The organism is Bacillus sp. CGMCC 1.16607 (assembly GCF_042683745.1).
Classification (GTDB): domain Bacteria; phylum Bacillota; class Bacilli; order Bacillales; family Cytobacillaceae; genus Pseudoneobacillus.
In genome coordinates this window covers 610657-636985 of record NZ_JBHUJX010000025.1, presented here as the reverse complement: position 1 = coordinate 636985, position 26329 = coordinate 610657, and the positions used below count along the sequence as shown (strand labels likewise).

The window sequence follows — 26329 nt, the reverse complement described above, 5'->3', positions numbered from 1 at the left end:
TTACATAATGGTAAAACGAAGTAGAATCGTTGCGTTTTTCCTCATCGTTATTCTGATATTTAGTTTAATGGGAGGAACGACGAAGGGAGTTCTTAATAACATTAAGCTTGGCCTAGACTTGCAAGGTGGATTTGAAGTTTTATATGAAGTATCACCTGTTAAAAAAGGCCAAAAAATTGACAAAGAGATGATGGCAAGCACAGCTGAAGCTTTGGATAAACGTGTCAACGTTTTAGGGGTAAGTGAGCCTAATATTCAAATTGAAGGTACAAACCGCATTCGTGTTCAACTAGCTGGAGTAAAGGATCAAAATAAAGCACGTGAAATTCTTTCAACTGAAGCTAATTTATCATTCCGAGACGCTAATGATGTACTGATGATGGATGGAACGGATTTAGTACAAGGTGGGGCAAAGCAAACTTTTGATGATAAAGGAAATCCAAGTGTTTCATTAAAATTAAAAAGTGCAGAAAAGTTTCGTCAAGTAACCGAGAAAATCGTAGCTATGACACCAAATAACCAGCTCGTTATTTGGATGGATTTTGAAGAAGGAAAAGACTCCTTTAAAAAAGATTATGCTAAAAAGGATTCTCATATTGTCTCCGCTCCAAATGTAAGTCAAGTTTTCAACCAAGATACGGTTTCCATAGTAGGTAGTTTTACATTGGAAGAAGCAAATACACTAAAATCGCTTTTAAATGCTGGTGCATTACCAGTTAAGTTAGACGAAGTTTATTCAACATCTGTTGGAGCTAAATTTGGCGAACAAGCGATGCAGAAAACGATATTTGCTGGAATCATAAGTATGATCATCATCTTTATCTTTATGATTGCTTATTATCGTTTCCCTGGTTTTATTGCATCCGTCGCTCTAACGATTAATCTATTTATTAATTTATTAATATTTGATTGGATTAATGGGGTATTAACGCTTCCGGGTATTGCAGCTCTTATTTTAGGGATTGGGATGGCGGTTGACGCAAATATCATTACGTACGAACGAATCAAGGAAGAAATTAAGATCGGCAGAACGATTAAATCAGCATTCCAAGCCGGAAATCAAAATTCATTATCGACGATCATTGATGCGAACTTAACGACCGTACTGGCAGCTGCTGTTTTATTCATTTACGGGACAAGCTCTGTAAAAGGGTTTGCAACGATGTTATTGATTAGTATTTTAACTGTCTTTATTACAGCAATTTATGGTTCTAGATGGCTATTAGGTTTATGGGTAAATAGCAATTTCTTTAAAAATCGCCCAGGCTGGTTTGGAGTAAAAAAATCAGAAATTCATGACATTGCGGAAAACTTTGATGCCCATGACTTGAAAACGAGGTTTGACAAAATCGATTTCGTTCATTCACGGAAAATTTGGTTTACCTTCTCTTCTGTATTAATCATTGCAGGGTTGATTATTCTTGCTATTTTCCGATTAAATCTAGGTATCGACTTTTCAAGTGGTACTCGTATTGAAATCTTGTCAGATAAAGCTCTAACAACTACAGTTGTAAAAGATGCTCTAAAAGATGTAGATATTGAGACAGATGATATTGTCATTTCTGGTGACAAAAATGAAATCGGAGTTGCGCGATATAAAGATGCGCTTACTAAATCGGAAATTGCAAATGTAAAAACTAAATTACATGAGAAATTCGGTTCAGATCCAAGTGTAAGTGCCGTATCACCAACAGTCGGGAAAGAGTTAGCGAAAAATGCGATCATCGCATTGATCTATGCTTCGATTGGAATTATCATTTATGTGGCATTCCGATTTGAACTATATATGGGACTTGCCGCTGTTCTCGCATTATTGCATGATGTTTTCTTCATTATCTCATTCTTCAGTATCACTCGCTTAGAGGTTGATGTAACCTTTATTGCAGCAGTTTTAACCATCATCGGTTACTCGATCAATGATACGATTGTTACATTTGACCGTATGCGGGAAAATATGCAGAAAAAGAGAAAATTACGAACAGTTGAGGATATTGCAGATGTTGTAAATACAAGTATTCGTCAAACCCTCACACGTTCAATCAATACCGTATTAACAGTTGTTATTGCCGTATTAATGATGTTAATTTTCGGAAGTGAATCCATTCAAAACTTCTCGATTGCATTATTAGTCGGTTTAATCTTTGGATGTTACTCTTCCTTATTCATTGCTGCGCAATTATGGTATGTTTGGAAGTGTAAAGAATTAAAGAAAAAAGGTGTTATTAAGACTTACAAAGAGAAAAAAGTGTCTTCAGACGAACCACAAGTTTAAGCATTGGATTAGCTAGTTCTTTAAAAAGGGCTAGCTTTTTTTATTTCAGCGTTTTCCTTTTTTGTTTCGGTGGCACACTAAACTTAGTCTACTTAGAAGGGGAGTTTATTGTTGGCAGAAAAAGATCGTTTTAAAAAAGCAGAGAATGCAGCTATGATTGGGATTGTTGGAAATATTATTTTAGCTGCGATCAAATGGATCATTGGAATATACGCAAATAGTAAAGCTTTAGTAGCTGATGCTGTCCATTCTGCATCAGATGTTGCCGGATCTTTGGCAGTTTATATTGGACTTCGTGCAGCAAAACAGCCTCCTGATGAAGACCATCCATATGGGCATGGGAAAGCAGAATTAATTGCCGCAATTATCGTCGGAGTTTTATTAATGGTTGTTGGATTTGAAATTGGAAAAGCTTCGTTTACATCCTTTTTTAAACCCTTAGAACCTCCAAAAATGATGGCGATTGTTGCTGTACTAATATCAATTATTATTAAGGAATGGATGTTTCGCTATAAATTTAAATTAGGTAAAGAATTAAATAGTGAAGCGTTAATTGCAAATGCTTATGAGCATCGTTCGGATGTCTATTCCTCGATAGCAGCTTTAATTGGGATTGGAGCTGCTATATTAGGAGGGAAGCTTCATATTGACTGGCTCATTTATGCAGATCCAGTGGCAGGTTTACTTGTATCCATACTGGTGATAAAAATGGCTTGGCAAATAGGCAAGGAAGCGATTCATAACACGATGGATCATGTATTACATGGTGAAGAAACACAACATATGAACGAAATCGCACTTAAAGTTGAGGGAGTTATAAGAATAGATGAACTTTATGCAAGGGAACATGGGCATTACGTGATTATTGACATAAAAATTTCAGTAGACCCTTATATAACCGTTGAAAATGGGCATTTAATAGGAAAAAGTGTTAAAGCTAACCTATTAGAACTACCAAATGTTCAAAACGTTATGGTTCATGTCAACCCTTATAATGAAGTAGATCAAATGTAGCATATCATTTGCTGCATTTTTTTATTTTGCAATTTAATCCCATTATTTTTATTTGAAAGAGTGAAACACCTTCTGTATAATTAGAAAAGCTAAGGGGTGACCGTATGTTACATGCAAAAACAAGATGGAATGTTCGCCAAGTTGATTTACAATTGGTGAATTCATTAACAAAGGAATTAAACATTACACCCCTTGTGGCACAACTTCTTATTAACCGCGGAGTATGTACCGAGAGGGATGCACGATCGTTTTTATTTGGTAAAGAAGCATTTCATGATCCTTTTCTCTTAAAGGACATGGATATCACGGTAAAAAGAATTAAAGAGGCGATTGAAAGACAAGAACCTATTTTAATTTTTGGAGATTACGATGCGGACGGTGTAAGTAGTACAACTGTATTGATGAAAGTTTTAACGGAATTAGGTGCGAATGTAGATTTCTACATTCCAAATCGCTTTACAGAAGGCTATGGACCGAATGAAGCAGCATTTAGACAGGCTTTTGAAAACGGTATTAAATTAATCATTACGGTGGATACGGGAATTTCTGCATTAAAAGAAGCGAAACTAGTTAAGGAACTTGGAGTAGATTTAATAATCACAGATCATCATGAGCCGGGTCCGGAATTACCTGATGCGTTTGCGATTATCCATCCTAAACTAGAAGATAGTCAGTATCCTTTTAAAGAACTAGCTGGTGTAGGGGTGGCATTTAAATTAGCTCATGCATTATTAGGACAAGTTCCCGAACACCTATTAGAAATAGCGGTTATTGGGACGATTGCTGATCTTGTACCTTTAAAAGACGAGAATCGTAGTATTGCAAAAGCCGGTATTCAAAAATTAATTCAAACAAATAATGTAGGTTTAAAAGCATTATTTAAAGTATGTGGTATTGATCCGAATACCATTTCAGAAGAAACGATTGGTTTTACACTAGGTCCGAGAATTAATGCGGCGGGGCGCTTAGGAGATGCTGATCCTGCTGTTCAGCTTCTTTTGACCAATGATTATGAAGAAGCGATAGAATTAGCGGAGGAAATCGATCAAATAAATCGAAGTAGGCAATCCATCGTCAATGAAATAACGGAAGAAGCCATATCGATGGTGGAACAGACTTTATCTGAATCAGATCAAAAAGTTCTTGTCATTGGAAAAGAAAATTGGAATGCAGGAGTTGTCGGCATTGTAGCCTCGAGATTAGTGGATAAATATTATCGCCCCACAATTGTGCTATGCTACGACCTTGAAAAGGGTCTAGCTAAAGGATCTGCCAGAAGTATTGAAGGGTTTGACCTATTTCAAAATCTTTCCCAATGTAAAGATATTCTCCCACATTTCGGGGGACATACTGCTGCAGCAGGAATGACTTTGAATCTAAAAGATGTTTCAGACCTTAGAGACCGGTTGAATGAATTAGCTTCACAGCAATTAACAGAAGAACACTTTGTCCCTGTTACGAACCTTGATGGGGAATTTCAATTGGAAGAATTACAACTTGATTCAATAAAAGAAATGATGTTACTTGCTCCATTTGGAATGGACAATTCAAAACCTAAAATCCTTTTAAAAGATGCGAATATTGCCAACATCCGTAAGATCGGAACCGATCAAAATCATTTAAAAATGACGATTGAAAAAAATGGTTTATTAATGGATGGAATTGGGTTTGGTTTAGGTCAAATATTTGATGAAATTTCACCTTCCTCAACCATTTCAGTTATTGGTGAAGTTTCCATTAATGAATGGAATAATGTTCAAAAACCACAAATTTTCTTACAAGATATGGCTGTAGATCATTGGCAAATGTTTGATTGGCGTGGAAATAAGCAGGTAGGAACCTTGTTAAAAACTCTTATTCAAACAGATACTAAATTTATCCTCTTTAACAAAGAAAATGATGAAATATTTGTCCAATGGCTACCTAAAGAGAAATTGATCGTAATTGAAGACGAAATTTTTGCTCGCAATTTAAATCTCGACATGAAAAATGTAGTTCTTTTAGATTTTCCAAAGTCAAAGGATTTGGTAATCCACTTATTGTCTGGGAAAAAGCCAGCAAGATTATATCCTCATTTATTTAAAAGAGATAGTGCGTTTTTCAATACGATGCCAACAAGAGAGCATTTTAAATGGTATTATGCATTTTTAACAAAAAAGGGGCCATTTGATTTAAAAAGCTATGGGGATGACTTAGCTAAACATCGGGGTTGGACGAGGGAAACCATCGAATTTATGTCACAGGTGTTTTTTGAGTTGGATTTTGCTACAATAAACAATGGATTTATTTCCTTGGCGAAAGTGGCACCGAAGCGTGATTTAACAGAATCGAAAACATATCAACAAAGGCAAGCTCAATTCTCTCTTGAAAATGAATTACTCTATTCTTCTTTTAAGCAATTAAAAGTTTGGTTTGAGGAGATTTTTCAGGAGTCCGTGGAAAATAGGGAGGCAATAGAAGAATGGATTTAAAACAATTTATTACAATCGTTGAAGACTGGCCAAAACCTGGAATAAAATTTAAAGATATTACTACTTTGATGGATAATGGTCCTGCTTACAAATATGCGACAGACCAAATTGTTGAATATGCACAGAAGAGAGATATTGATCTTGTCGTTGGTCCAGAAGCACGTGGATTCATTATCGGATGTCCAGTAGCTTATTCATTAGGTGTAGGCTTTGCTCCTGTTCGAAAAGAAGGAAAATTACCTCGTGAAACGATTAAGGTACAATACGGCTTAGAATATGGTAAAGATGTTTTAACGATTCATAAGGATGCAATTAAACCTGGTCAGCGCGTTCTCATTACAGATGATTTGTTAGCAACAGGTGGAACGATTGAAGCTACAATTAAGCTTGTTGAAGACTTAGGTGGAATTGTAGCGGGAATCGCATTCTTAATCGAATTATCTTACTTGGACGGCCGCGATAAATTAGATGGATATGATATTCTTACATTAATGAAATATTAGTAATGGGGGAGCACTTAAAATAGGTGCTCTTTTTTTATTAGTAATCATATTTCGACAATATTCTCGCTTTTCTTGAAAAAATAGTAGCTTTCCCTTTACATTCGTGGATTTTTTTTTGATAATAGATACATTCATTCTATTTTTGTTTACAATTTATTAATATTTGCATTTAATATAAAAAAAACTCGAATTAAAGGTGATTCTATGGCGAACGATAACGTGTTGACCGTCGAACAAGTTATCGACATAACAAGAAAATATTTGAATGATGAGAATGTTGAAATGGTCAAGAAGGCATATGAATTTGCCCAACATGCTCATCGTGAACAATTTAGGAAATCTGGGGAACCGTATATTATTCATCCGATCCAGGTTGCAGGTATACTTGCTGACTTAGAGATGGATCCTGCTACGGTGGCCGCTGGTTTTCTCCATGACGTCGTTGAAGACACTCATGTCTCGTTAAAAGACATAAAAGAAGCCTTTAATGAAGAAGTGGCTATGTTAGTCGATGGTGTGACAAAGTTAGGAAAAATAAAATACAAATCTCATGAAGAGCAGCAAGCAGAAAATCATCGAAAGATGTTTGTCGCTATGGCTCAAGATATTCGAGTCATTTTAATCAAACTAGCGGACAGACTTCATAATATGAGAACGTTGAAGCATCTTCCGTCAGAGAAGCAACGACGAATCGCCAACGAAACATTAGAAATCTTTGCACCACTTGCTCATCGACTTGGAATCTCGAAGATCAAATGGGAACTTGAAGATACTGCATTACGCTATTTAAATCCGCAGCAATACTATCGTATTGTTAATTTAATGAAGAAAAAACGTGCAGAGCGTGAGCAATATTTAGAAGAGGTTATTACAGAGGTTCGTGCAAGGATGCAAGAAGTCCATATTAAAGCTGATATTTCTGGACGCCCCAAGCATATTTACAGCATCTATCGAAAAATGGTCCTGCAAAATAAGCAGTTTAGCGAAATTTATGATTTGCTGGCTGTCCGAATTGTTGTGAATAGTATTAAAGATTGTTATGCGATTTTAGGAATTATTCATACTTGCTGGAAACCGATGCCGGGTAGATTTAAAGATTATATCGCTATGCCGAAACCGAATATGTATCAATCTTTGCATACGACTGTAATTGGTCCTAAGGGTGATCCGTTAGAAGTACAAATTCGTACCTTTGATATGCACCGAATTGCCGAATTTGGGGTAGCGGCCCATTGGGCATACAAAGAAGGGAAAAGTATTGATGAAGCCACTTCTTTTGAAGAAAAATTAAGCTGGTTCCGTGAAATTTTAGAATTCCAAAATGATACGGCTAATGCCGAAGAATTTATGGAATCGTTAAAAATTGATTTGTTCTCTGATATGGTATTTATTTTCACCCCAAAAGGGGATGTTATTGAGCTACCTTCGGGTTCAGTTCCGATTGATTTTTCTTATCGAATTCACTCCGAGATTGGAAATAAAACAATCGGTGCGAAAGTAAATGGAAAAATGGTCACATTGGATTATAAATTAAAAACAGGTGACATTGTTGAAATTTTGACCTCGAAACATTCCTATGGTCCGAGTAAAGATTGGTTAAAGCTTGCACAAACTTCGCAAGCAAAAAATAAAATTCGTGCCTTTTTCAAAAAGCAACAAAAAGATGAGAATGTTGATAAAGGAAAAGAGCTTGTTGAAAAAGAAATCCGCAATATGGGATTTGAGATTAAAGAAATTCTTGTGAATGACAATATTAAGAGAGTCTTTGAAAAATTCAATTTTGCCAATGAAGAAGATATGTATGCTGCAGTTGGTTACAATGGGATAACCGCTCTACAAGTCGCTAACCGATTGACGGAAAAGTTGCGTAAGAAGCGGGATCAAGAACAAGTGGCAACGATTTCAGAAGCAGTTTCAGAGCTGAAAAGCTTTCCGAATACGAAAAAACGAGAATCTGGTGTTCGAGTTTCAGGTATTGATAATTTATTAATCCGATTATCAAAATGCTGTAATCCTGTCCCAGGTGATGAAATTTTAGGGTTTATTACAAAAGGCCGTGGAGTTTCCGTCCATCGTACGGATTGTCCTAATATTGACACGAATGAAGCACAATCGCGTTTAATTCCTGTTGAATGGGAGTCTTCACTTAATGATCGTAAAGAATACAATGTGGATATTGAGATCAGTGGATATGACCGACGTGGTCTGTTAAATGAAGTGTTACAAGCGGTCAATGAAACGAAGACGAATATTTCAGCTGTTTCAGGGCGCTCGGATCGAAATAAAATGGCAACCATTATTATGTCCATTGCGATTCATAATGTGAGCCATCTTCAAAAAGTAGTCGAGCGTATTAAACAGATTCCTGATATTTACTCTGTCCGAAGAATCATGAATTAGGGGTTAACTAGATGAGAGTCGTTGTTCAAAGAAGTAAAGAAGCAAAGGTAACAGTAAAAGGCGAGATTACAGGTCAAATTTCAATGGGACTTGTATTATTAGTCGGGGTAACCCATGATGATACAATGGATGATGCGGAGTTTGTAGCTGATAAAATTGCTAATTTACGGATTTTTGAAGATGAAAATGAAAAAATGAATCATTCTCTATTGGATGTAGGTGGAGAAATATTATCAGTATCCCAGTTCACTTTATACGGTGACTGCAGAAAAGGACGACGTCCTAATTTTATGGATGCGGCCAGACCTGAATATGCACTTGAAATTTATGAGAAATTCAATGCGATTCTACGTGAAAAAGGGATCAAAGTTGAAACAGGAATTTTTGGTGCGATGATGGATGTGTCCCTTGTTAATGATGGACCTGTTACCCTAATTATAGAAAGTAAAAAATAGAAAAAGCTGACCACTCTGGTCAGCTTTTTCTCATAAATAAGTATAACATATTCGGACTTTGAAAATTGTCCAGCGCAAGCGTCCTAGCCCCGACGTACAGGATGTACTAGTGTCGACAATGCGACAGGACGTCGCGCCCTTGTCGACCTCGAGGTCAAATGTTCGCCAGCCAAAAAGTCAAAGAACGACTTTCCGGCTGGCGAAGCATTTGCTTGTCGGGGCTGATCAAGGCGCCTCGCGCTCTTCTCATAAATTTGTCTTAAAATATTTAGCTAAACCGTTAAATATTCCAGTAGCTGCTGTTTCTTGATATTGGGCGGAGGTTACAGTTGTTTCTTCTGCTGGATTACTTAAGTAACCAAGTTCAATTAATACTGCTTTTTGACTGTTTTCTCTTAATACATGGTAATCGCCAAAACGGGCACTACGATCTTTCATTTTTGTTTCTCCGATGGTAGAAGCATGGACAGTTTCTGCGAGTGGTTTTTGATAGGAATGATAATAATAAGTTGTCAATCCCCGAACACTTTTATCTAAAATACTATCATAATGGATACTAATAAAGGCATCTGCATTGTGATATTGTGCTGTGCTAACTCGGGAACGTAATGAAAAATACGAATCATTTGTTCTTGTTAAGATGACATTGGCACCTGACGCTCGTAATTTATCGTACAATAGATTTGCTGTACGCAATGTTAATTCCTTTTCAAGCGTCCCTCTTGAACCAGTTGTTCCATTGTCACCGCCACCATGACCAGGATCAAGGATGATGGTTTTATTTTTTAAATGAGCCTCAGCACCAGGTTTTTCTACTTGGGGGGCAGAACCACTAACGGAAACGAGCCATCCTGCAATATAGCCTGATACTCCATCTTTTAATTGTATTTCGTACCAGTCCCCTTTTAAGCCCTTCACTTGGAATTGCTCACCTTCATTGGAACGTAGAATAACTGATGTGGAAACGTTTGGACCACTGCGAATGTTCGTACCATCGTGTAAAATAGTAACGATACTTTCCTTTACTTCTTGTGATTGGATCTCATTCGACTTTGGCATGGCTTTTTCTAAGTACCAAGTATTGACCCAACCATATTGTTTAGGACTAAATTCAATCTTACTCCAGTTATTTACTTCTTCGATAATAGAATAGGAATTTCCTTTTGATACACTTCCGACTATTTTTCCGCCTAAGTCCGGTTGGCTTCTAATATTAAGTGCATTAGCTGTTATCGTTCCAACGATTCCTCCCAGTGGCTTTGCGGGTTCTTCTATTTTCGTTTCATTTGCAGTAGACTGAGAATTCATTTTGACAAATTCCGAACTGATCCATGCCTTTTGGTTTTGAAAATAAATTTGTATCCAATCCTGTGTCGAGGAAATAACTTCTATCTTATCTCCCTTTTTCAACTTTCCAATCACATTGGATTGAAGAGATGCCTCACTTCTAACATTTAAAGAATCAACTTGTATGGTAGCTGTTTTTATGTTTTTAGTTGGCTTTTCGGCGGTTTTATCAGTAGCTTGTCCACCAGTAATGGTGACAAAATCGCTAGATATCCATCCTTCTAAAGAATTTGCTGAAACTTTTATCCAATTTTCATTTTTCTCTTTGATCGTTACTTGGTTTCCTTTATTTACATGTCCAATCGTTTGAAAGTTTGTACCGGGGCCGTTTCTTACCCTCAGTCCATCGACAGTAATTAGTCCAACAGAATTTTCTTTTTGAGGTGCCACAGTTATTTGTTTATTCTGTTTCTGAACGAGCCAATTTGCCACCCATCCAAATTGATTATTGTTTAATTTAATTTGAATCCACTCATTTTCCTCTTTAACAAGTGGAAAGCTTTCGCCTTTCTTCACTTGCTTGACGACCCGATAGCTCAATCCAGGGCCTTCTCGAACGTTTAACCCATTAATAGTGATTGTAACAGATGTTTCGGTAGCGGCAGTAAAGCTATTTATTGGTATGCCTCCGAAAAAGAGAAGTGTGACGAATACAAGGATAATGAACTTTTTCAAAAGCAAACTCCCTCCAAAAATATACTATGAATCCATTTTAACGTAAAAAATCCAAAAATTCATTTCAAATGTAAGGATTGTCCAACATTTTATTTATTTGAATGAAATTTTTAATAAGAAATGGAAACAATAAAAGGAGTGAATTCTTAACTAGACATGGATGGTGAGGAAATGAGAATGAGCAGCAAAGGATTACACATCAGTTCGGGAGAAAACCAATTATATGGAGTAGATTTTCACGATTTTATCCAAAAAGAAGCCAATGCTAATACATTTGAATTAGCTTCTGAATTTGGTTTAACACTCGGTGATGTCAAAAAATTAAAAAAGAAATTAGAACGTTCCTAAATTCTCCTTGACAACTGATAGTTTGCTACGTATTATTAGATAAATATTAAATACGAATAACTGATGATGAAGCATAGTAATTAAGCTCCGAATGAAAAGAGAGGAAATGTCTGAGGCTGAAAGCATTTCTACATATCGACTTAATGAAGGAACACTTCGTAGGTTTTTTTCTGAACGATTCATACTAGTAGGAAAAAACGTTGCAGGCGTTAACTGTTTGAGCGGAAGACCGTTATTTATTACATGCGGCTTCAACTAGGGTGGCACCACGGGAAAATCTAACTCTCGTCCCTTGTATTTTATACAAGGAGACGGGAGTTTTTTTATTTTATAGGCGAAAGAGGCGGATCAAAATGTCGATTCAAATTCCAAGAGGGACTCAGGATATTCTCCCGGGTCAAGTGGAAAAATGGCAAGCCATTGAAGAACAAGTAAGAAAATTATGCGAAAAGTATCTTTATAAAGAAATCAGAACTCCAATATTCGAGCATACGGAATTATTTTTAAGAAGTGTCGGAGAAACAACAGATATCGTTCAAAAAGAAATGTATACGTTTAATGACCGTGGAGACCGTAGTTTAACATTACGTCCTGAAGGTACAGCTTCCGTCGTTCGTTCTTATGTTGAAAATAAAATGTTTGGTTATGCTCAGCAACCAGTGAAGTTATATTACTTAGGACAAATGTTCCGTTATGAGCGTCCGCAGGCTGGTCGTTTTCGCCAATTTGTTCAATTTGGAGTAGAGGCTTTAGGAAGTGCAGACCCAGCGATTGATGCAGAAGTTATCTCACTTGCGATGACGTTGTATAAAGAAATGGGATTGAAAAAGCTGAAGCTTGTTATTAATAGCTTAGGTGACAAAGAAAGCCGAATCGCTCATCGTGAAGCTTTAGTCAACCACTTTGAGCCGCGAATTGGTGAGTTTTGTACGGACTGTCAAAACCGACTCGAGAAAAATCCTCTAAGAATATTAGATTGTAAAAAAGATCGTGAACATGAGCTTATGAAATCGGCTCCATCCATGTTGAATTTTTTAAATGAATATTCAAGAGAATACTTTGGTAAGCTTCAAAAATATTTAGCTGATATGGACATCTCATTTGAAATTGATCCTAATTTAGTTCGCGGCTTAGATTATTACAATCATACTGCATTTGAAATTATGAGCGATGCTGAAGGCTTTGGGGCAATTACAACCTTATGTGGTGGCGGCAGATATAATGGTTTAGTTGAGGAGATGGGCGGACCTGAAACACCTGGTATTGGTTTTGGATTAAGTATTGAAAGATTTCTAGCCGCTCTAGAAGCTGAAAAAGTTGAAATGAAGATAGATGAAACAATCGATTGCTATGTTGTATCCCTTGGGGAAGCAGCACAGGATTATTCTGTAAAATTGGTGCACGAATTACGTTCAAATGGATTTTCAGCTGATCGTGATTATTTAAATCGGAAGGTGAAAGCCCAATTTAAGGCTGCCGACCGGGTTCAAGCTAAATTTGTCGCTGTTTTAGGAGACGATGAATTAAATCGAAACATGATTAATGTAAAGGACATGGCTTCAGGCGAACAAAAAGAAGTTAGTCTTGATCAATTCATTGAAACTCTTCAAGGTTTGAAAAAATAAGGGGGATCCGAAATGTTTGGAAGAACATATTTTTGTGGCGAAGTAACGGAAAAGGCAATCGGAGAGAAGATTGTATTAAAAGGTTGGGTTCAAAAGCGTCGAGACCTAGGTGGACTAATTTTCATTGATTTACGTGACCGAACAGGTATTGTCCAAGTTGTCTTTCATCCTGACGTTTCTACTGAGGCACTACAATTAGCAGAAAAAATCCGTAGTGAATACGTTTTAGACATTGAAGGAACGGTTGTTGCTCGCCAAGAGGGAACGATAAACGAGAACTTAAAAACAGGTCGAATCGAAGTTCAGGCAACAAATGTAACAATTATAAATGAAGCAAAAACTGTGCCATTTATCATTTCAGATCAAACAGATGTATCAGAAGATGTCCGTCTAAACTATCGCTACTTAGACTTAAGACGACCTGTTATGTTTGAAACGTTTAAAATGAGACATCAAGTAACAAAAGTGATTCGCGATTATTTAGACGGCGAAGGGTTCCTAGATGTTGAAACTCCTATTTTAACAAAAAGCACTCCAGAAGGAGCGCGTGATTATTTAGTTCCAAGCCGTGTTCATCCAGGAGAGTTCTATGCTCTTCCACAATCACCACAAATCTTTAAGCAATTACTAATGGTAGGTGGATTTGAACGTTATTATCAAATTGCACGCTGTTTCCGTGATGAGGATTTACGCGCAGACCGTCAGCCTGAATTCACTCAAGTCGACATTGAAACGAGCTTTATGAGTCAAGATGATATTATCGCGATGATGGAAGATATGATGACTAAGCTTATGAAAAAGGTAAAAGGATTGGAGATTGCTGCTCCTTTTCCTAGAATGTCATATACTGAGGCAATGAATCGATATGGTTCTGATAAACCTGATACCCGTTTTGGACTTGAACTGATTGATGCTTCTGAATTCGCTAAAACTTCAGGTTTTAAAGTTTTTGCAGCTGCTGTTGAAAACGGTGGTCAAGTAAAAGCAATAAATGTGAAGGGATCTGCTGATAACTACTCACGTAAAGATATCGATGCCTTAACAGAATTTGTCGCGCGTTATGGTGCTAAAGGTTTAGCTTGGTTAAAAGTAGAAGAAGATGGTCTAAAAGGACCAATAGCTAAATTCTTTACCGAAGAGGATCAACAAGCCATTAAATTATTATTAGATGCTTCAACTGGTGACCTCCTCTTATTTGTTGCAGATAAAGGAAATGTGGTCGCTGATTCTTTAGGCGCCCTGCGTTTAAAGCTTGGTAAAGAGTTAAACCTAATCGATCAAAGCAAATTCAATTTCCTTTGGATCACGGATTGGCCTTTACTAGAATATGATGCAGAAGCAGGAAGATATTTTGCCGCACATCATCCATTTACAATGCCTGTACGTGAGGATTTAGAATTATTAGATACAGATCCTTCAAAAGTAAGAGCTCAAGCTTATGACTTAGTGTTAAATGGCTACGAATTAGGTGGAGGCTCATTAAGAATTTTTGAGCGACATATTCAAGAAAAAATGTTTGAAGTACTTGGATTTACTAAAGAAGAAGCCAACGCTCAATTCGGTTTCCTAATGGAAGCATTTGAATATGGAACACCGCCACATGGGGGAATTGCGATTGGTTTAGACCGTCTTGTCATGCTACTAGCTGGAAGAACGAACTTAAGAGACACGATTGCGTTCCCGAAAACAGCTAGTGCTAGCGACCTATTAATGGAAGCACCAAGTGAAGTTAGCCAAGTTCAATTACAGGACTTACATCTAGCCCTTAACTTAAAAAAACAATAGAATGTACCTATTCTAGCGTTATTGAAAAAGCAAAATAAAAATGGTAACATACAAATATGAAGTAAAGAGTCCTGAAGTGTTCGTTGTTTTACCTATTGTTTTGACCAACATTTTTCCTACGGGAGTTCGGAGTTTTCAAGCAGCGTAAATGCCTTGTCTAGAAAGGACTTACATAAGCTTAAACAGAACACCCACCTGCTTATGTGCGGGTTCAAAACGAAGGAAATCAACCCAACGGCACAATTGGGACTCTTTTTATATGACTCATTCAAAACCTATGTGAAAATAGGTTTTTTATTTTTTGGGAAAATTCCACGGTTTATGGATTTCTGTGAAAAATTCGTGTTTTGGTGAAATATCTTATGTCTTACAATAAAGTTTAATCACCCTTATCCCCATCGATATACTTGTTTTTATATTGAAGTATGGTATATTTTTTAGGGGTAAAAATAAAAAGATATCATTTGATTCAGTTTGGAGTTGAGAATCATGTTACATCAGTTTTCTAGAAATGAACTTGCGATTGGTAAAGAGGGTTTAAATAAATTAAAAAATAGTACCGTTGCTGTGCTTGGTATCGGTGGGGTAGGCTCTTTTTCGGCAGAAGCACTTGCACGTTCTGGAGTTGGAAGATTAGTTCTTGTTGATAAAGATGATGTGGATATTACGAATGTGAATAGACAAGTCATTGCGCTTTTATCTACTGTAGGACAACCTAAAGTTGAGTTAATGAGAGATCGTATTAAAGATATTAATCCAGATTGTGAAGTCATTGCTTTAAAAATGTTTTACACAGAAGAAACATATGAACAATTTTTCAGCTATGGTCTTGATTTTGTCATTGATGCCTCAGATACGATCATGTATAAAATACATTTAATGAAAGAATGTTTACAACGCAACATTCCAATGATTTCTAGCATGGGTGCTGCTAATAAAATGGATCCGACAAGATTTCAAATAGCGGATATCTCGAAAACACATACCGACCCAATTGCAAAAGTCATTCGAACAAAGCTACGTAAAGAAGGGATTAAAAAGGGCATTCCAGTAGTCTTCTCAGATGAAAGTCCAATTGTCATTCTGGAAGACGTACGTAAAGAGGTAGGGAATGACCAAGCAAAAATCCGAAAGGCAAAAATGCCTCCTTCCTCCAATGCCTTTGTTCCTTCAGTTGCAGGTCTAATTATGGCTAGTTATGTAACAAGAGAATTGTTAACGGATATTAAAATTCGTCGTGTAAAAGATGAGAAATAAAAAAGAGTGAATTCCAAGTACATTTTGGAATTCACTCTTTTTACATTATTATTCTCTCCTATTCAATAATTTTTCATATACGGATGCCAGTGCCTGTTCAAATTTTCCTGTTTTCTTAGGCTGATAATACGTTTTATTTTTTATCGCATTAGGCAAATACTGTTGTTTCACCCATGCATTTTCATAATCGTGGGGATATAAATAATGAACTCCCCGACCTAATTTTTGTGCTCCTTGATAATGGGCATCGCGAAGGTGGTCTGGAACCTCACCTGTTATTCCTTTTCGCAAATCGCTTAATGCAGAGTCAATCGCTGTGATCGCAGAATTCGACTTAGGAGATAAGCAGAGCTCGATGACAGCATTAGCAATGGGAATACGTGCTTCAGGAAATCCGACTCTTTCTGCTGTTTCAATGGCTGCTAAAGTGCGAGCTCCAGCTTGAGGATTTGCCAGACCTACATCTTCATAGGCGATTACTAATAACCGGCGACTGATACTGATGAGATCCCCAGCTTCTATTAATCTTGCTAAATAATGAAGTGCCCCGTTTACATCAGAGCCTCTAATCGATTTTTGAAAGGCTGATAAAACATCGTAGTGCGCGTCTCCGTCTTTATCATGAGTAAAACTTTTTTTCTGTATGCATTCTTCCGCATCTTCTAAGGAAATTTGAATTTTTCCAGCCTCATTTTTATGAGAGGAAAGTACAGCCAGCTCTAATGCATTTAAAGAACTTCTCACATCTCCCCCTGATGCACTAGAAAAATGGGTTAGTGCTTCATCCGAAATGGCTATATCATAACGTCCCAATCCTCTTTCTTCATCGGAAATGGCAGCTAAAAGCGCCTTTTTAATTTCCTCAGGCATTAGCGGCTTTAGCTCGAAAATTTGACAGCGACTTCGTATCGCAGGATTAATGGCATGGAAGGGATTACTTGTTGTTGCCCCAATTAACACGATTAACCCATTTTCCAAAAATGGTAGTAGGTAGTCCTGTTTTCCTTTATCTAGACGATGAACCTCATCTAAAAGAAGAACGACTTTTCCCGACATTTTTGCTTCTGCAACAACAATTTCCATGTCTTTTTTATTGTTAGATACAGCATTTAACGTTCGGAATGCATATTTAGTACTTCCAGCTATGGCACTTGCAATCGAAGTTTTCCCTATGCCAGGAGGACCATAAAGAATCATCGATGTAAGCTGCTTCGCTTCAACCATTCGATGAATGATTTTACCTTTTCCGACAAGATGCTGCTGTCCAATAACTTCTTCAATTTTCCTCGGTCTCATTCGAAAGGCAAGAGGTTTTTCCATGTTTCATCACCCGAATTTAATATCATTGTTTTCGTATACCATAACACGAAGCGGAGTTTAATGCATATTTTAGTGTCATTTTGTGCTATAATGTCAAAAGCCTACCTTATTACTAAGGATTCTGGTACAATTTTTCTCATTAAGCTGTTTTACTGAATTGGGGGAAACCATTTTATGCAAATGAGAAGGGGACAAATCTTTCCTAGATTTATGATATACTTTGTTGGCCTTTTAATAATGACATTAGGATTTGTCATGCTTCTTAAGGCCGATTTAGGTGCCACTCCATGGGATGTTCTGAATGTAGGATTGTATTACCAATTAGGATTAACGATTGGAAGTTGGTCGATTATTGTTGGCTTCTTCATTTTAGGAATGGCTGCCATAATAGATAAAAAAATGCCACAGATCGGTGCTTTTTTAAATATGATTCTTGTCGGAGTTTTTATTGATATGTATTTATTCCTTCCTTTCTTACAAACTCCGAGTCACTTAATCGGAAAACTTGTAATGTTTTTGCTAGGTTTAATCATTTCATGTTATGGAATGGGGATATATATTTCTGCCAATCTTGGTGCTGGTCCCCGGGATAGTCTCATGCTTGTCTTAACGAATAAAACCGGGTGGAAAGTAAGAAATATTCGAGGAGCTATGGAAATCATCGCCCTTTCTATCGGGTGGATGCTAGGTGGACCTGTATTTTGGGGAACGTTTCTTATAAGTCTTTTAATAGGACCGATATTTGGTTATGCGATGCCGCAATGTAGATCATTAACGAATATAATATTAGATAGATTAAAACCAGATAGTCATATAGAAAATGAAAACAGTAAGATCAAAAGAGGTGTAAGTTCGTGAAAATTTCCACAAAAGGCCGTTACGGCTTAACCATAATGATTGAATTAGCGAAGAAACATGGTGAGGGTCCAATCTCTCTGAAGACGATTGCACAATCGAATGATTTATCAGAGCATTATTTGGAACAATTAATTGCACCACTGCGAAATGCGGGGCTTGTGAAAAGTATTCGAGGTGCCTACGGCGGATACGTGCTTGGTGACGAACCGACTAAAATAACTGCTGGAGATATTATCCGAGTTTTAGAAGGACCGATTAGTCCTGTGGAAGGGATCGAGGATGAGGAACCTGCTAAAAGGGAGCTCTGGATCCGAATTCGTGACGCGGTTAAAGATGTCCTGGACAATACAACTTTAGAAGATATGGCAAGCCATTCAGACGATGATAATACCGACTCTTATATGTTTTATATTTAATTGCTTCGAAGTCCAATTTTGAAAGAAGGGAAATCAAATGGAACGAATATTTGTTGATCATGCAGCGACCTCACCTATTCATCCAAAAGTAGCTGATACGATGCTGGAAATCATGAAAAGTAATTTTGGTAATCCATCAAGTATCCACTCTTTTGGTCGTGAAGCACGTAAAATAATCGATGATTCAAGAACTGTTTTAGCTGATAGCATCGGTGCAAAACCAAATGAAGTGATTATCACAAGTGGTGGAACAGAAGCCGATAATTACGCATTGATTGGTATCGCAGAAGGTTACCAGCATAAAGGAAAGCATATCATTACATCTCAAATCGAGCATCATGCTGTGCTTCATACATGTGAACAATTAGAAAAACGGGGTTTTGAAGTAACATATTTACCTGTTGATAACACAGGTAGAATATCTTTAGCCGATTTAAAAGCCTCATTAAGAGACGATACGATTCTTGTTTCGATCATGTTTGGTAATAACGAAGTGGGAACTATTCAATTAGTGGAAGAAATTGGTGGTATTGTAAAAGATTCATCTGCCTTTTTCCATACGGACGCGGTTCAAGCCTACGGATTAATTCCCATCAATGTAAATGAATTAAACATCGATTTAATGTCTGTGTCTGCACATAAGTTAAATGGTCCAAAAGGAATTGGTTATTTATATGTGAGGGAAGGAATAATGCCCGCCCCTAGGCTATTTGGTGGTGACCAAGAACGTAAGCGCCGTCCAGGTACCGAAAATGTTGTTGCCATTGCAGGATTTAAAGAAGCAGTATTGATTGCTCAAACAGAAATGGAAGAAAAAAAACGCTTGTTTTTACAATATAAAAATCAGTTCATTTCGAAACTAAATGAGCTAGACGTTCAATTTGATGTAAATGGTTCACATGTCCATTCATTGCCACATGTTTTAAATATTAGCTTTCCTGGAACGGATGTTGAAGCGATGCTAGTAAATTTAGATTTAGCAGGAATTGCCGCATCAAGTGGTTCAGCATGCACAGCTGGATCTATTGAACCATCACATGTGTTAGTAGCCATGTTTGGGAAAGAATCAGAACGCATACGTAATTCCATCCGGTTTAGCTTTGGATTAGGTAATACAGAAGAACAAATCGATAAAGTTGCGATAGAAATAGCGAAAATTGTTAAAAGACTAACAAAATGTTAAGCCACCCGAGGTGATATAAATGCAAAAAGAACCGAAAGATACAAGAGTTGTAGTTGGAATGTCAGGTGGAGTAGATTCTTCGGTAGCTGCTTTACTATTAAAACAACAAGGCTATGACGTCATTGGGATTTTTATGAAAAATTGGGATGACACCGATGAAAACGGAGTTTGTACTGCAACCGAAGATTATGAAGATGTCATACGTGTGTGTAATCAAATAGGAATCCCTTATTACGCAGTAAATTTTGAAAAACAATATTGGGACAAAGTATTCACATATTTCTTAGATGAATATCGAGCGGGAAGAACACCTAATCCAGACGTCATGTGTAATAAAGAAATTAAGTTTAAAGCTTTTCTAGAGCATGCTGTTAATTTAGGTGCTGACTATTTAGCAACGGGACATTATGCGCAAGTCGCTTATCGCGATGGGGAATATAAAATGCTACGTGGGCACGATGAAAACAAGGATCAAACTTATTTCTTAAATCAATTAAGCCAAGATCAGCTTGAAAAAGTGATGTTTCCAATCGGGAATTTAGAAAAAGCAAAAGTAAGAGAAATTGCGATGGAAGCTAATTTGGCTACCGCTACGAAGAAAGATAGTACGGGAATATGTTTTATCGGGGAACGGAATTTTAAGGAGTTTTTAAGTCAATACCTTCCTGCTCAGCCTGGAAATATGGAAACTTTTGATGGGGTTGTAAAAGGAAAGCATGATGGGCTTATGTATTATACGATCGGTCAACGCCATGGATTAGGTATTGGTGGTTCTGGTGACCCATGGTTCTCGATAGGTAAAGACTTAAAGCGCAATGTTTTATATGTAGGACAAGGGTTTCATCATGAAAAATTATATTCAGACTCGATCACAGCGACGAATGTAAGCTGGGTTTCTAATAAACCGAAAGATAAGCAATTTGAATGCACAGCTAAATTCCGCTATCGCCAGGAAGATCATAAGGTGACTGTTCACTTACTTGATAATAATGAAGTAAAAGTGGTTTTCCATGAGCCGATTCGCGCGATTACTCCTGGACAAGCAGCGGTCTTTTATCTTAATGATGAGTGCCTAGGTGGAGGAACGATTGATAAAGTTTATAAAGACAATCAAATCTTAACCTATGTAGGCTAAACCTCGATGATAGAATCGAGGTTTTTCCCGTGTTATGCTATACTTTTTGTATGAACGAAAGGTGTGAGAAAATGGAAAATAATCAATTAGGTATTCAATATATGCAAGAAGGAAAATGGGAGGAAGCTGCCAAAATCTTCAATGAGGCAATTGAAGCAAATCCTAGAGACCCGATTGCTTACATAAATTTCGGGAATTTATTATCCGCTTTAAATGATAACGAGCGAGCACTTCAATTTTTCAATAAAGCAATCGAATTAGATGAAAATGCAGCTGCTGCCTTTTATAGTGTGGGAAATCTATATTTTAATGACTCAAATTTTGTTAAAGCAAAGGATATGTTTGAACAAGCTCTAAAAAAAGGACTGCAAACAGGTGATAATTATTTCATGTTAGGTTTGACATTAGTAAATTTGGAACAGACGAGACTTGCCCTTCCTTATTTACAACGAAGTGTTGAATTAGAAGAGCAAGATGCAGAAGCGAGATTTCAATATGGGCTTTGTTTAGCTCAAGAAAGCTTTATAAATGAATCCATTGAACAATTCGAACAATGCGTTAAGATTGATCCATCTCACGCAGATGCTTATTACAATTTAGGTGTTGCTTATGGTTTTAAAGAGGATGCTACACGTGCATTACAATATTTTAATAAAGCTCTCGAGCTTCAGCCTGATCATGTGTTAGCTGGCTATGGAAAAAAATTAATCGAACATAAATAATTAATTTTTTCAAACAGAAGGGGGGTTTAGAGTTTGAGCAAACAAGAATCGCTTGATTTATTCTCCGAACAAGGGAAATTTATGAAAGGAAAGCATTTAGTCACTATCTTTCATAATGAACAAAACTTGTACACCGTGATGAGAATTCGCCTTGAAGACACGAACGAAACGTATGATGACAAGGAAGCGGTAGTAACGGGTTATTTTCCAAAAATTTTTGAACAAGATACTTATATTTTTTATGGAGAATTAAAGGACCATCCTAAATTCGGATTGCAGTTTCAGGCAAACCATTTTCGAAGGGACATCCCACAAACGAAGCAAGGTGTGATTAATTACCTTTCAGGAGAGTTATTTAAAGGAATTGGAAAGAAGACAGCTGAAAGTATTGTTCAAACTCTTGGAGAGAATGCAATAACGAAAATTCTAAATACCCCTTCTTTATTAGACAGTATTCCCAAACTCCCACCTGATAAGGCCAAACTTTTGTATGATACCTTGATGGAGCATCAAGGCTTGGAACAAGTCATGATTGGCTTAAATCAATACGGATTTGGTCCGCAGCTTTCTATGAAAATTTACCAAATGTATAAAGATCAAACTCTGCAATTGATCGAAAGTAATCCTTACCAATTAGTCGAGGATATTGAAGGAATTGGGTTTGGAAGAGCGGATGAGTTAGGATTTCAGCTTGGCATATCTGGTAACCATCCCGATCGAATCAAGGCAGCATGTTTATATACTCTAGAACTAGAATGCATGCAGATGGGGCATGTTTTTGTTGAAGCGGAAGCGCTATTATTAAAGGTTAAATCATTATTAGAAGAAAATAAACGAGATCAAATTGACTTTTTAGCTATTTCTGCAGAAATTATTAAACTGACAGAAGAAGGGAAGGTAATCGGAGAGGAACAGAAAGTATATTTGCCTTCTCTTTATTTTTCTGAAATAGGTCTTGTCAAAAATATTAAACGCATTTTGGACCAAAAGGAATATGAAGAACAATTTCCTGAATCTGAATTTTTATTAGCATTAGGGAAGTTAGAAGAAAGAATTGGCGTCGAATATGCACCAAGCCAAAAGGAAGCCATTCAAACCGCACTAATGTCTCCTATGCTTATGTTAACAGGCGGACCAGGAACGGGGAAAACGACGGTCATAAAAGGGATTGTTGAACTGTATTCTGAGTTACATGGATGTTCTTTGAATCCGAAAGATTATAAAAAGGAGGAGCCTTTTCCATTTTTATTAGCTGCCCCAACAGGTCGTGCAGCAAAGAGAATGATGGAATCAACAGGCCTACCTGCTGTGACGATTCATCGCCTACTTGGTTGGAACGGGATTGAAGGCTTTGATAAAAATGAAGATAGCCCTTTAGAAGGGAAAATTCTCATTGTCGATGAAACATCCATGGTTGATATTTGGTTAGCACATCAGTTGTTTAAAGCACTACCTGAACATATTCAAGTTATTATGGTGGGTGATGAAGACCAGCTTCCTTCTGTTGGACCAGGCCAAGTTTTAAAGGATTTATTACAATCTGAATGTATCCCAACCGTACGTTTAATTGATATTTATCGTCAAGCAGAAGGATCTTCCATCATTGAACTTGCCCATGAAATGAAAAAAGGGCGCTTGCCGATTAATATTCTTAAACCACAAGCGGATCGATCTTTCATTCAATGCAATACAACACAAATTCCAGAAGTGGTTGAAAAGGTTGTCTTAAACGCGAAGAAAAAAGGTTATTCCGCGAAGGATGTTCAAGTTCTCGCACCAATGTATAAAGGTCCTGCTGGTATTGATCGTTTAAACGTATTGCTTCAAGAAATTTTTAATCCCAATGCGGATAAAACAAAAAAAGAACTAGCTTTTGGAGATGTTAAATATCGTATTGGCGACAAGGTCTTACAGCTTGTCAACCAACCTGAAAGCCATGTGTTTAATGGCGATATTGGAGAAATCATTTCGATTTTTTTCGCAAAAGAGAATACAGAAAAACAAGATATGGTGCTCGTATCCTTTGATGGAAATGAAGTGACTTATACTCGTCAAGACTTAAATCAAATTACACATGCGTTTTGTTGCTCTGTTCATAAATCTCAAGGTAGCGAATTTCCTATCGTTATAATGCCCATTACGAAAAGCTATTATCGAATGTTAAGGAGAAATCTCATTTATACAGCCATTACCCGTAGTAGGCAATTTCTTATCCTTTGTGGAGAAGAAGAGGCTTTAAAAATGGGAGTTGAAAGAACAGATGAACAAAGTAGAAACACGACCTTATGTGAAAAAATAAAAGCACAATTCAATGGGAATGATTCAACTAAGACAGTTACAGAAAAACCCAATCAGGATTTACCGGCTGAACAAATACTCTGGGAAGTTGACCCAATGATCGGAATGGAAAACGTTTCCCCTTATGATTTTATGGCAGAAGACTCAAACTAAAAATGTTCGGAAAGGGTTGATGACTTTTGCGGACATTTTCCTTACTAAAGGGACTCCCTGTATATGAAATGAGCAAGGGGAAAAAAATCGGTAATGTTTGCGATTTAAATATCTCAAGTAATGGGTTAGTTAAGGGTTTAATTCTTAAAAAGGGTGGCTTGTTTAAAAAGAGCCAAATGATCGATATTGGAAACGTTGCTTCCTTCGGTTGGGATGGAGTTATGATTGAGGATGTCGGGAAAATTGAATCTTTGCCAACTCCTGAGTATACACTTGATCACAAGCATTGCCTCCAAGGAAAAGTGGTTATGACATCTGAGGGAGAAAAGCTTGGGATACTAGAAGACGTATATTTTATGGAGGAAATGGGAACCATTATAGGGTATGAAATTTCGGATGGTTTCTTTTCGGACATTACTGAGGGAAAGCAGGTCGTAAAAACGTCTGAATCGCCCTCGATTGGGGAAGATGCCATCATCGTAAAGGTTAAATAACGTGAGGTGTCTTTTCCATGATGAAGTGTCCAAATTGTCAAAGCAAAGATATAGGTAAGATCGGAATCAATCAGTACTATTGCTGGAGTTGCTTTATTGAGCTAACTCTTACAAAAGGGCTCATATTTACCCACCAAGTGGAAGAAGACGGTAGTTTAAGTTCGTTAGATGATTTGTTCGAAGAAGATGATCGTCGTTATAGCGTGTAAAAACTAACGATAAAAGAGGTGAAACGTCTTGAATAAAATGTTGACCTCTGCCATCGCCTTTGGTGCGGGTATGGTTGCTTATAATTACGTTCAAAAAAATAACTTAATGACGAATCGTCAAATGAAAAAAATGACAAAAAGAATAACGAAAATGTTTTAAACTTGAAATGCAAACTTGCGCTTCTAGCTGTACAAAATAAAAAATCCCCGTGCTGGGGATTTTTTATTTTAAAATGAATATTTACGAGTCCTTGATGAAAACTACTTGAGAAAAGGGGGGACTTGTATTGGATATTCGAATGAAGTGGTATTATCGTTTAGGATTTCTCCTCTTATTATTTGTTGTGACCTATGTTTTTTTGAAAATAGAATTGATTTGGTTACCTATCTTAAAGGTTGTCTTCACTGTTTTATTTCCATTTATTGTTGCCGCATTAATAACCTACTTGCTTCATCCGTTAGTTGAAAAGATCCATTCAATGGGAATTCATCGAGGAATCGCTGTTGTTATCATTTATACGTTATTTTTCGGCGGGGTGGGAGTAGCCTTCTATAAAGGAATCCCAGTTTTTATTAAACAAATAAAAGATTTGGCTGAAAATTTGCCCGTATTTGCTGACCAATATCGAAACTGGTTACAATCGATTCAAGCTCAAACCTCTGAGTGGCCGATGGGTTTACACGAACGCATTGAAGATGGAATTGTTAGCTTTGAGAAAAGACTAGAAACATTGCTAAGCACTGTTTTGAAAAGTATGATGAATATTATTAATTCTATTTTCGTCATTGCGATAATACCGTTTATTTCCTTTTATATGTTAAAAGATATCGATCAATTGAAAAAGGCTACTTGGTATTTGACACCTAGGAAGTGGAGAAGGCAGGGCATTCTTTTTTTAAAAGATGTGAATGAATCCTTAGGAAGTTATATACGTGGTCAATTAATCGTCTGTGTCATCATTGGTGCGGTTTCGGCGTTATTTTTTTGGATTATTCAAATGAAATATCCTTTATTATTAGGATTTATCATTGGAGTGACGAATGTTATCCCATATTTTGGTCCAGTCATTGGAGCAATTCCAGCTGTCATCATTGCCGCGACCATCTCAGTTAAGATGGTTATATTTGTTGTCATAATCATATTAGTTCTGCAATTTCTTGAAGGAAATATCCTCTCACCCCTGATCGTTGGAAAAAGCCTTCATATGCATCCACTTATGATCATGTTTGCTTTACTAGCAGGGGGAGAGGTAAGTGGAATTGTTGGATTAATTCTTGCGGTTCCGATCTTGGCCATTATTAAAGTGGCAATCTTACATGCTAGAAATCATTTCATGAAAAAGAATGAAGCCGTGTAAGTTGTAACGTTGACAAAGTTTTTTTCAGTCG

General features: G+C 37.0%; 22 protein-coding genes, 1 other RNA gene and 1 other annotated feature. Of the genes, 21 read left to right on the top strand and 2 right to left on the bottom strand.

Annotated features, from left to right (window positions below; genetic code table 11):
- Nucleotides 1-7: 7 nt before the first annotated feature.
- From secDF to dtd, 6 genes are all read left to right on the top strand, one after another.
- Complete coding sequence (gene secDF, locus ACFSO7_RS19685; protein ID WP_377879075.1) at nt 8-2272, top strand: protein translocase subunit SecDF; 2265 nt, start codon at nt 8-10, stop codon at nt 2270-2272.
- A 111-nt stretch (nt 2273-2383) separates the two neighbouring features.
- Nucleotides 2384-3286, top strand: coding sequence for a cation diffusion facilitator family transporter (locus ACFSO7_RS19680; RefSeq protein ID WP_377879074.1), 903 nt, complete (start codon nt 2384-2386; stop codon nt 3284-3286).
- A 104-nt stretch (nt 3287-3390) separates the two neighbouring features.
- Nucleotides 3391-5757 (top strand): single-stranded-DNA-specific exonuclease RecJ, encoded by a 2367-nt coding sequence (gene recJ, locus ACFSO7_RS19675; RefSeq protein WP_377879073.1) that lies wholly within the window; start codon nt 3391-3393, stop codon nt 5755-5757.
- Entirely contained in the window at nt 5748-6260 is a 513-nt protein-coding gene (locus tag ACFSO7_RS19670) for an adenine phosphoribosyltransferase (protein ID WP_377879072.1), read from the top strand. Before recJ ends, ACFSO7_RS19670 begins: the two co-directional genes overlap by 10 nt.
- A 204-nt stretch (nt 6261-6464) precedes the next feature.
- Nucleotides 6465-8660: a RelA/SpoT family protein gene (locus ACFSO7_RS19665; RefSeq protein WP_377879071.1), complete on the top strand. Its 2196-nt coding sequence runs from the start codon at nt 6465-6467 to the stop codon at nt 8658-8660.
- 11 nt (nt 8661-8671) lie between these two features.
- A complete protein-coding gene (gene dtd, locus ACFSO7_RS19660; protein ID WP_377879070.1) occupies nt 8672-9115 on the top strand; it encodes a D-aminoacyl-tRNA deacylase in 444 nt (147 codons plus the stop codon).
- A gap of 246 nt (nt 9116-9361) precedes the next feature.
- Here the strand turns inward: dtd and ACFSO7_RS19655 are convergent, their stop codons facing one another.
- Nucleotides 9362-11137 carry an N-acetylmuramoyl-L-alanine amidase family protein gene (locus ACFSO7_RS19655; RefSeq protein ID WP_377879068.1) on the bottom strand — a complete coding sequence of 592 codons (1776 nt, stop codon included), beginning with the start codon at nt 11135-11137 and terminating at the stop codon, nt 9362-9364.
- Between the two features lie 177 nt (nt 11138-11314).
- Between ACFSO7_RS19655 and ACFSO7_RS19650 the strand changes: the two genes are divergently transcribed.
- The 5 genes from ACFSO7_RS19650 (at nt 11315) to ACFSO7_RS19630 (ending at nt 16152) form a co-directional block, all read left to right on the top strand.
- Nucleotides 11315-11485, top strand: coding sequence for a hypothetical protein (locus ACFSO7_RS19650; protein WP_377879500.1), 171 nt, complete (start codon nt 11315-11317; stop codon nt 11483-11485).
- A gap of 54 nt (nt 11486-11539) precedes the next feature.
- Nucleotides 11540-11781: a binding site (T-box leader), on the top strand.
- A 57-nt stretch (nt 11782-11838) separates the two neighbouring features.
- Nucleotides 11839-13110, top strand: a complete 1272-nt coding sequence (hisS, locus tag ACFSO7_RS19645; protein ID WP_377879067.1) for a histidine--tRNA ligase — start codon at nt 11839-11841, stop codon at nt 13108-13110.
- A 12-nt stretch (nt 13111-13122) separates the two neighbouring features.
- The gene (gene aspS / locus ACFSO7_RS19640; RefSeq protein WP_377879066.1) at nt 13123-14895 is read left to right on the top strand and encodes an aspartate--tRNA ligase; all 1773 of its coding nucleotides are present in this window, start codon (nt 13123-13125) and stop codon (nt 14893-14895) included.
- Nucleotides 14896-14960: 65 nt separating this feature from the next.
- Nucleotides 14961-15149, top strand: a non-coding RNA gene (gene ssrS / locus ACFSO7_RS19635) — 6S RNA.
- A 235-nt stretch (nt 15150-15384) separates the two neighbouring features.
- On the top strand, nt 15385-16152 hold the full coding sequence (locus tag ACFSO7_RS19630) for a tRNA threonylcarbamoyladenosine dehydratase (protein WP_377879064.1): 768 nt from the start codon (nt 15385-15387) through the stop codon (nt 16150-16152).
- A gap of 48 nt (nt 16153-16200) precedes the next feature.
- Here the strand turns inward: ACFSO7_RS19630 and ACFSO7_RS19625 are convergent, their stop codons facing one another.
- Complete coding sequence (locus ACFSO7_RS19625; protein ID WP_377879063.1) at nt 16201-17472, bottom strand: replication-associated recombination protein A; 1272 nt, start codon at nt 17470-17472, stop codon at nt 16201-16203.
- Nucleotides 17473-17646: 174 nt separating this feature from the next.
- On the opposite strand from ACFSO7_RS19625, the gene ACFSO7_RS19620 reads away from it, so the two are divergent.
- The 10 genes from ACFSO7_RS19620 to ACFSO7_RS19575 all read left to right on the top strand — a co-directional run bounded on the left by ACFSO7_RS19620 (nt 17647) and on the right by ACFSO7_RS19575 (nt 26298).
- A complete protein-coding gene (locus ACFSO7_RS19620; protein ID WP_377879062.1) occupies nt 17647-18330 on the top strand; it encodes a YczE/YyaS/YitT family protein in 684 nt (227 codons plus the stop codon).
- Complete coding sequence (cymR, locus tag ACFSO7_RS19615) at nt 18327-18746, top strand: cysteine metabolism transcriptional regulator CymR (RefSeq protein WP_377879061.1); 420 nt, start codon at nt 18327-18329, stop codon at nt 18744-18746. Before ACFSO7_RS19620 ends, cymR begins: the two co-directional genes overlap by 4 nt.
- Nucleotides 18747-18783: 37 nt before the next feature.
- Complete coding sequence (locus ACFSO7_RS19610) at nt 18784-19929, top strand: cysteine desulfurase family protein (protein ID WP_377879060.1); 1146 nt, start codon at nt 18784-18786, stop codon at nt 19927-19929.
- A gap of 19 nt (nt 19930-19948) precedes the next feature.
- Nucleotides 19949-21064 (top strand): tRNA 2-thiouridine(34) synthase MnmA, encoded by a 1116-nt coding sequence (gene mnmA, locus ACFSO7_RS19605; RefSeq protein ID WP_377879059.1) that lies wholly within the window; start codon nt 19949-19951, stop codon nt 21062-21064.
- Nucleotides 21065-21135: 71 nt separating this feature from the next.
- Complete coding sequence (locus tag ACFSO7_RS19600) at nt 21136-21786, top strand: tetratricopeptide repeat protein (RefSeq protein ID WP_377879058.1); 651 nt, start codon at nt 21136-21138, stop codon at nt 21784-21786.
- 33 nt (nt 21787-21819) lie between these two features.
- Nucleotides 21820-24237 (top strand): SF1B family DNA helicase RecD2, encoded by a 2418-nt coding sequence (gene recD2, locus ACFSO7_RS19595; RefSeq protein ID WP_377879057.1) that lies wholly within the window; start codon nt 21820-21822, stop codon nt 24235-24237.
- A gap of 26 nt (nt 24238-24263) precedes the next feature.
- The gene (locus tag ACFSO7_RS19590) at nt 24264-24731 is read left to right on the top strand and encodes a PRC-barrel domain-containing protein (RefSeq protein ID WP_377879056.1); all 468 of its coding nucleotides are present in this window, start codon (nt 24264-24266) and stop codon (nt 24729-24731) included.
- A gap of 17 nt (nt 24732-24748) precedes the next feature.
- Complete coding sequence (locus ACFSO7_RS19585; RefSeq protein WP_377879055.1) at nt 24749-24940, top strand: hypothetical protein; 192 nt, start codon at nt 24749-24751, stop codon at nt 24938-24940.
- Nucleotides 24941-24977: 37 nt separating this feature from the next.
- Nucleotides 24978-25100 (top strand): YrzQ family protein, encoded by a 123-nt coding sequence (locus ACFSO7_RS19580; RefSeq protein WP_377879490.1) that lies wholly within the window; start codon nt 24978-24980, stop codon nt 25098-25100.
- Nucleotides 25101-25227: 127 nt separating this feature from the next.
- Complete coding sequence (locus tag ACFSO7_RS19575) at nt 25228-26298, top strand: AI-2E family transporter (protein ID WP_377879054.1); 1071 nt, start codon at nt 25228-25230, stop codon at nt 26296-26298.
- The last annotated feature ends 31 nt before the right edge of the window (nt 26299-26329 follow it).

Coding starts and splice junctions, on each gene's coding strand:
- secDF (WP_377879075.1), top strand. CDS start 8: ATGGTAAAACGAAGTAGAATCGTTGCGTTTTTCCTCATCGTTATTCTG.
- recJ (WP_377879073.1), top strand. CDS start 3,391: ATGTTACATGCAAAAACAAGATGGAATGTTCGCCAAGTTGATTTACAA.
- ACFSO7_RS19670 (WP_377879072.1), top strand. CDS start 5,748: ATGGATTTAAAACAATTTATTACAATCGTTGAAGACTGGCCAAAACCT.
- ACFSO7_RS19665 (WP_377879071.1), top strand. CDS start 6,465: ATGGCGAACGATAACGTGTTGACCGTCGAACAAGTTATCGACATAACA.
- dtd (WP_377879070.1), top strand. CDS start 8,672: ATGAGAGTCGTTGTTCAAAGAAGTAAAGAAGCAAAGGTAACAGTAAAA.
- ACFSO7_RS19650 (WP_377879500.1), top strand. CDS start 11,315: ATGAGCAGCAAAGGATTACACATCAGTTCGGGAGAAAACCAATTATAT.
- hisS (WP_377879067.1), top strand. CDS start 11,839: ATGTCGATTCAAATTCCAAGAGGGACTCAGGATATTCTCCCGGGTCAA.
- aspS (WP_377879066.1), top strand. CDS start 13,123: ATGTTTGGAAGAACATATTTTTGTGGCGAAGTAACGGAAAAGGCAATC.
- ACFSO7_RS19630 (WP_377879064.1), top strand. CDS start 15,385: ATGTTACATCAGTTTTCTAGAAATGAACTTGCGATTGGTAAAGAGGGT.
- ACFSO7_RS19625 (WP_377879063.1), bottom strand. CDS start 17,472: ATGGAAAAACCTCTTGCCTTTCGAATGAGACCGAGGAAAATTGAAGAA.
- ACFSO7_RS19620 (WP_377879062.1), top strand. CDS start 17,647: ATGCAAATGAGAAGGGGACAAATCTTTCCTAGATTTATGATATACTTT.
- ACFSO7_RS19610 (WP_377879060.1), top strand. CDS start 18,784: ATGGAACGAATATTTGTTGATCATGCAGCGACCTCACCTATTCATCCA.
- mnmA (WP_377879059.1), top strand. CDS start 19,949: ATGCAAAAAGAACCGAAAGATACAAGAGTTGTAGTTGGAATGTCAGGT.
- ACFSO7_RS19600 (WP_377879058.1), top strand. CDS start 21,136: ATGGAAAATAATCAATTAGGTATTCAATATATGCAAGAAGGAAAATGG.
- ACFSO7_RS19585 (WP_377879055.1), top strand. CDS start 24,749: ATGATGAAGTGTCCAAATTGTCAAAGCAAAGATATAGGTAAGATCGGA.
- ACFSO7_RS19580 (WP_377879490.1), top strand. CDS start 24,978: ATGTTGACCTCTGCCATCGCCTTTGGTGCGGGTATGGTTGCTTATAAT.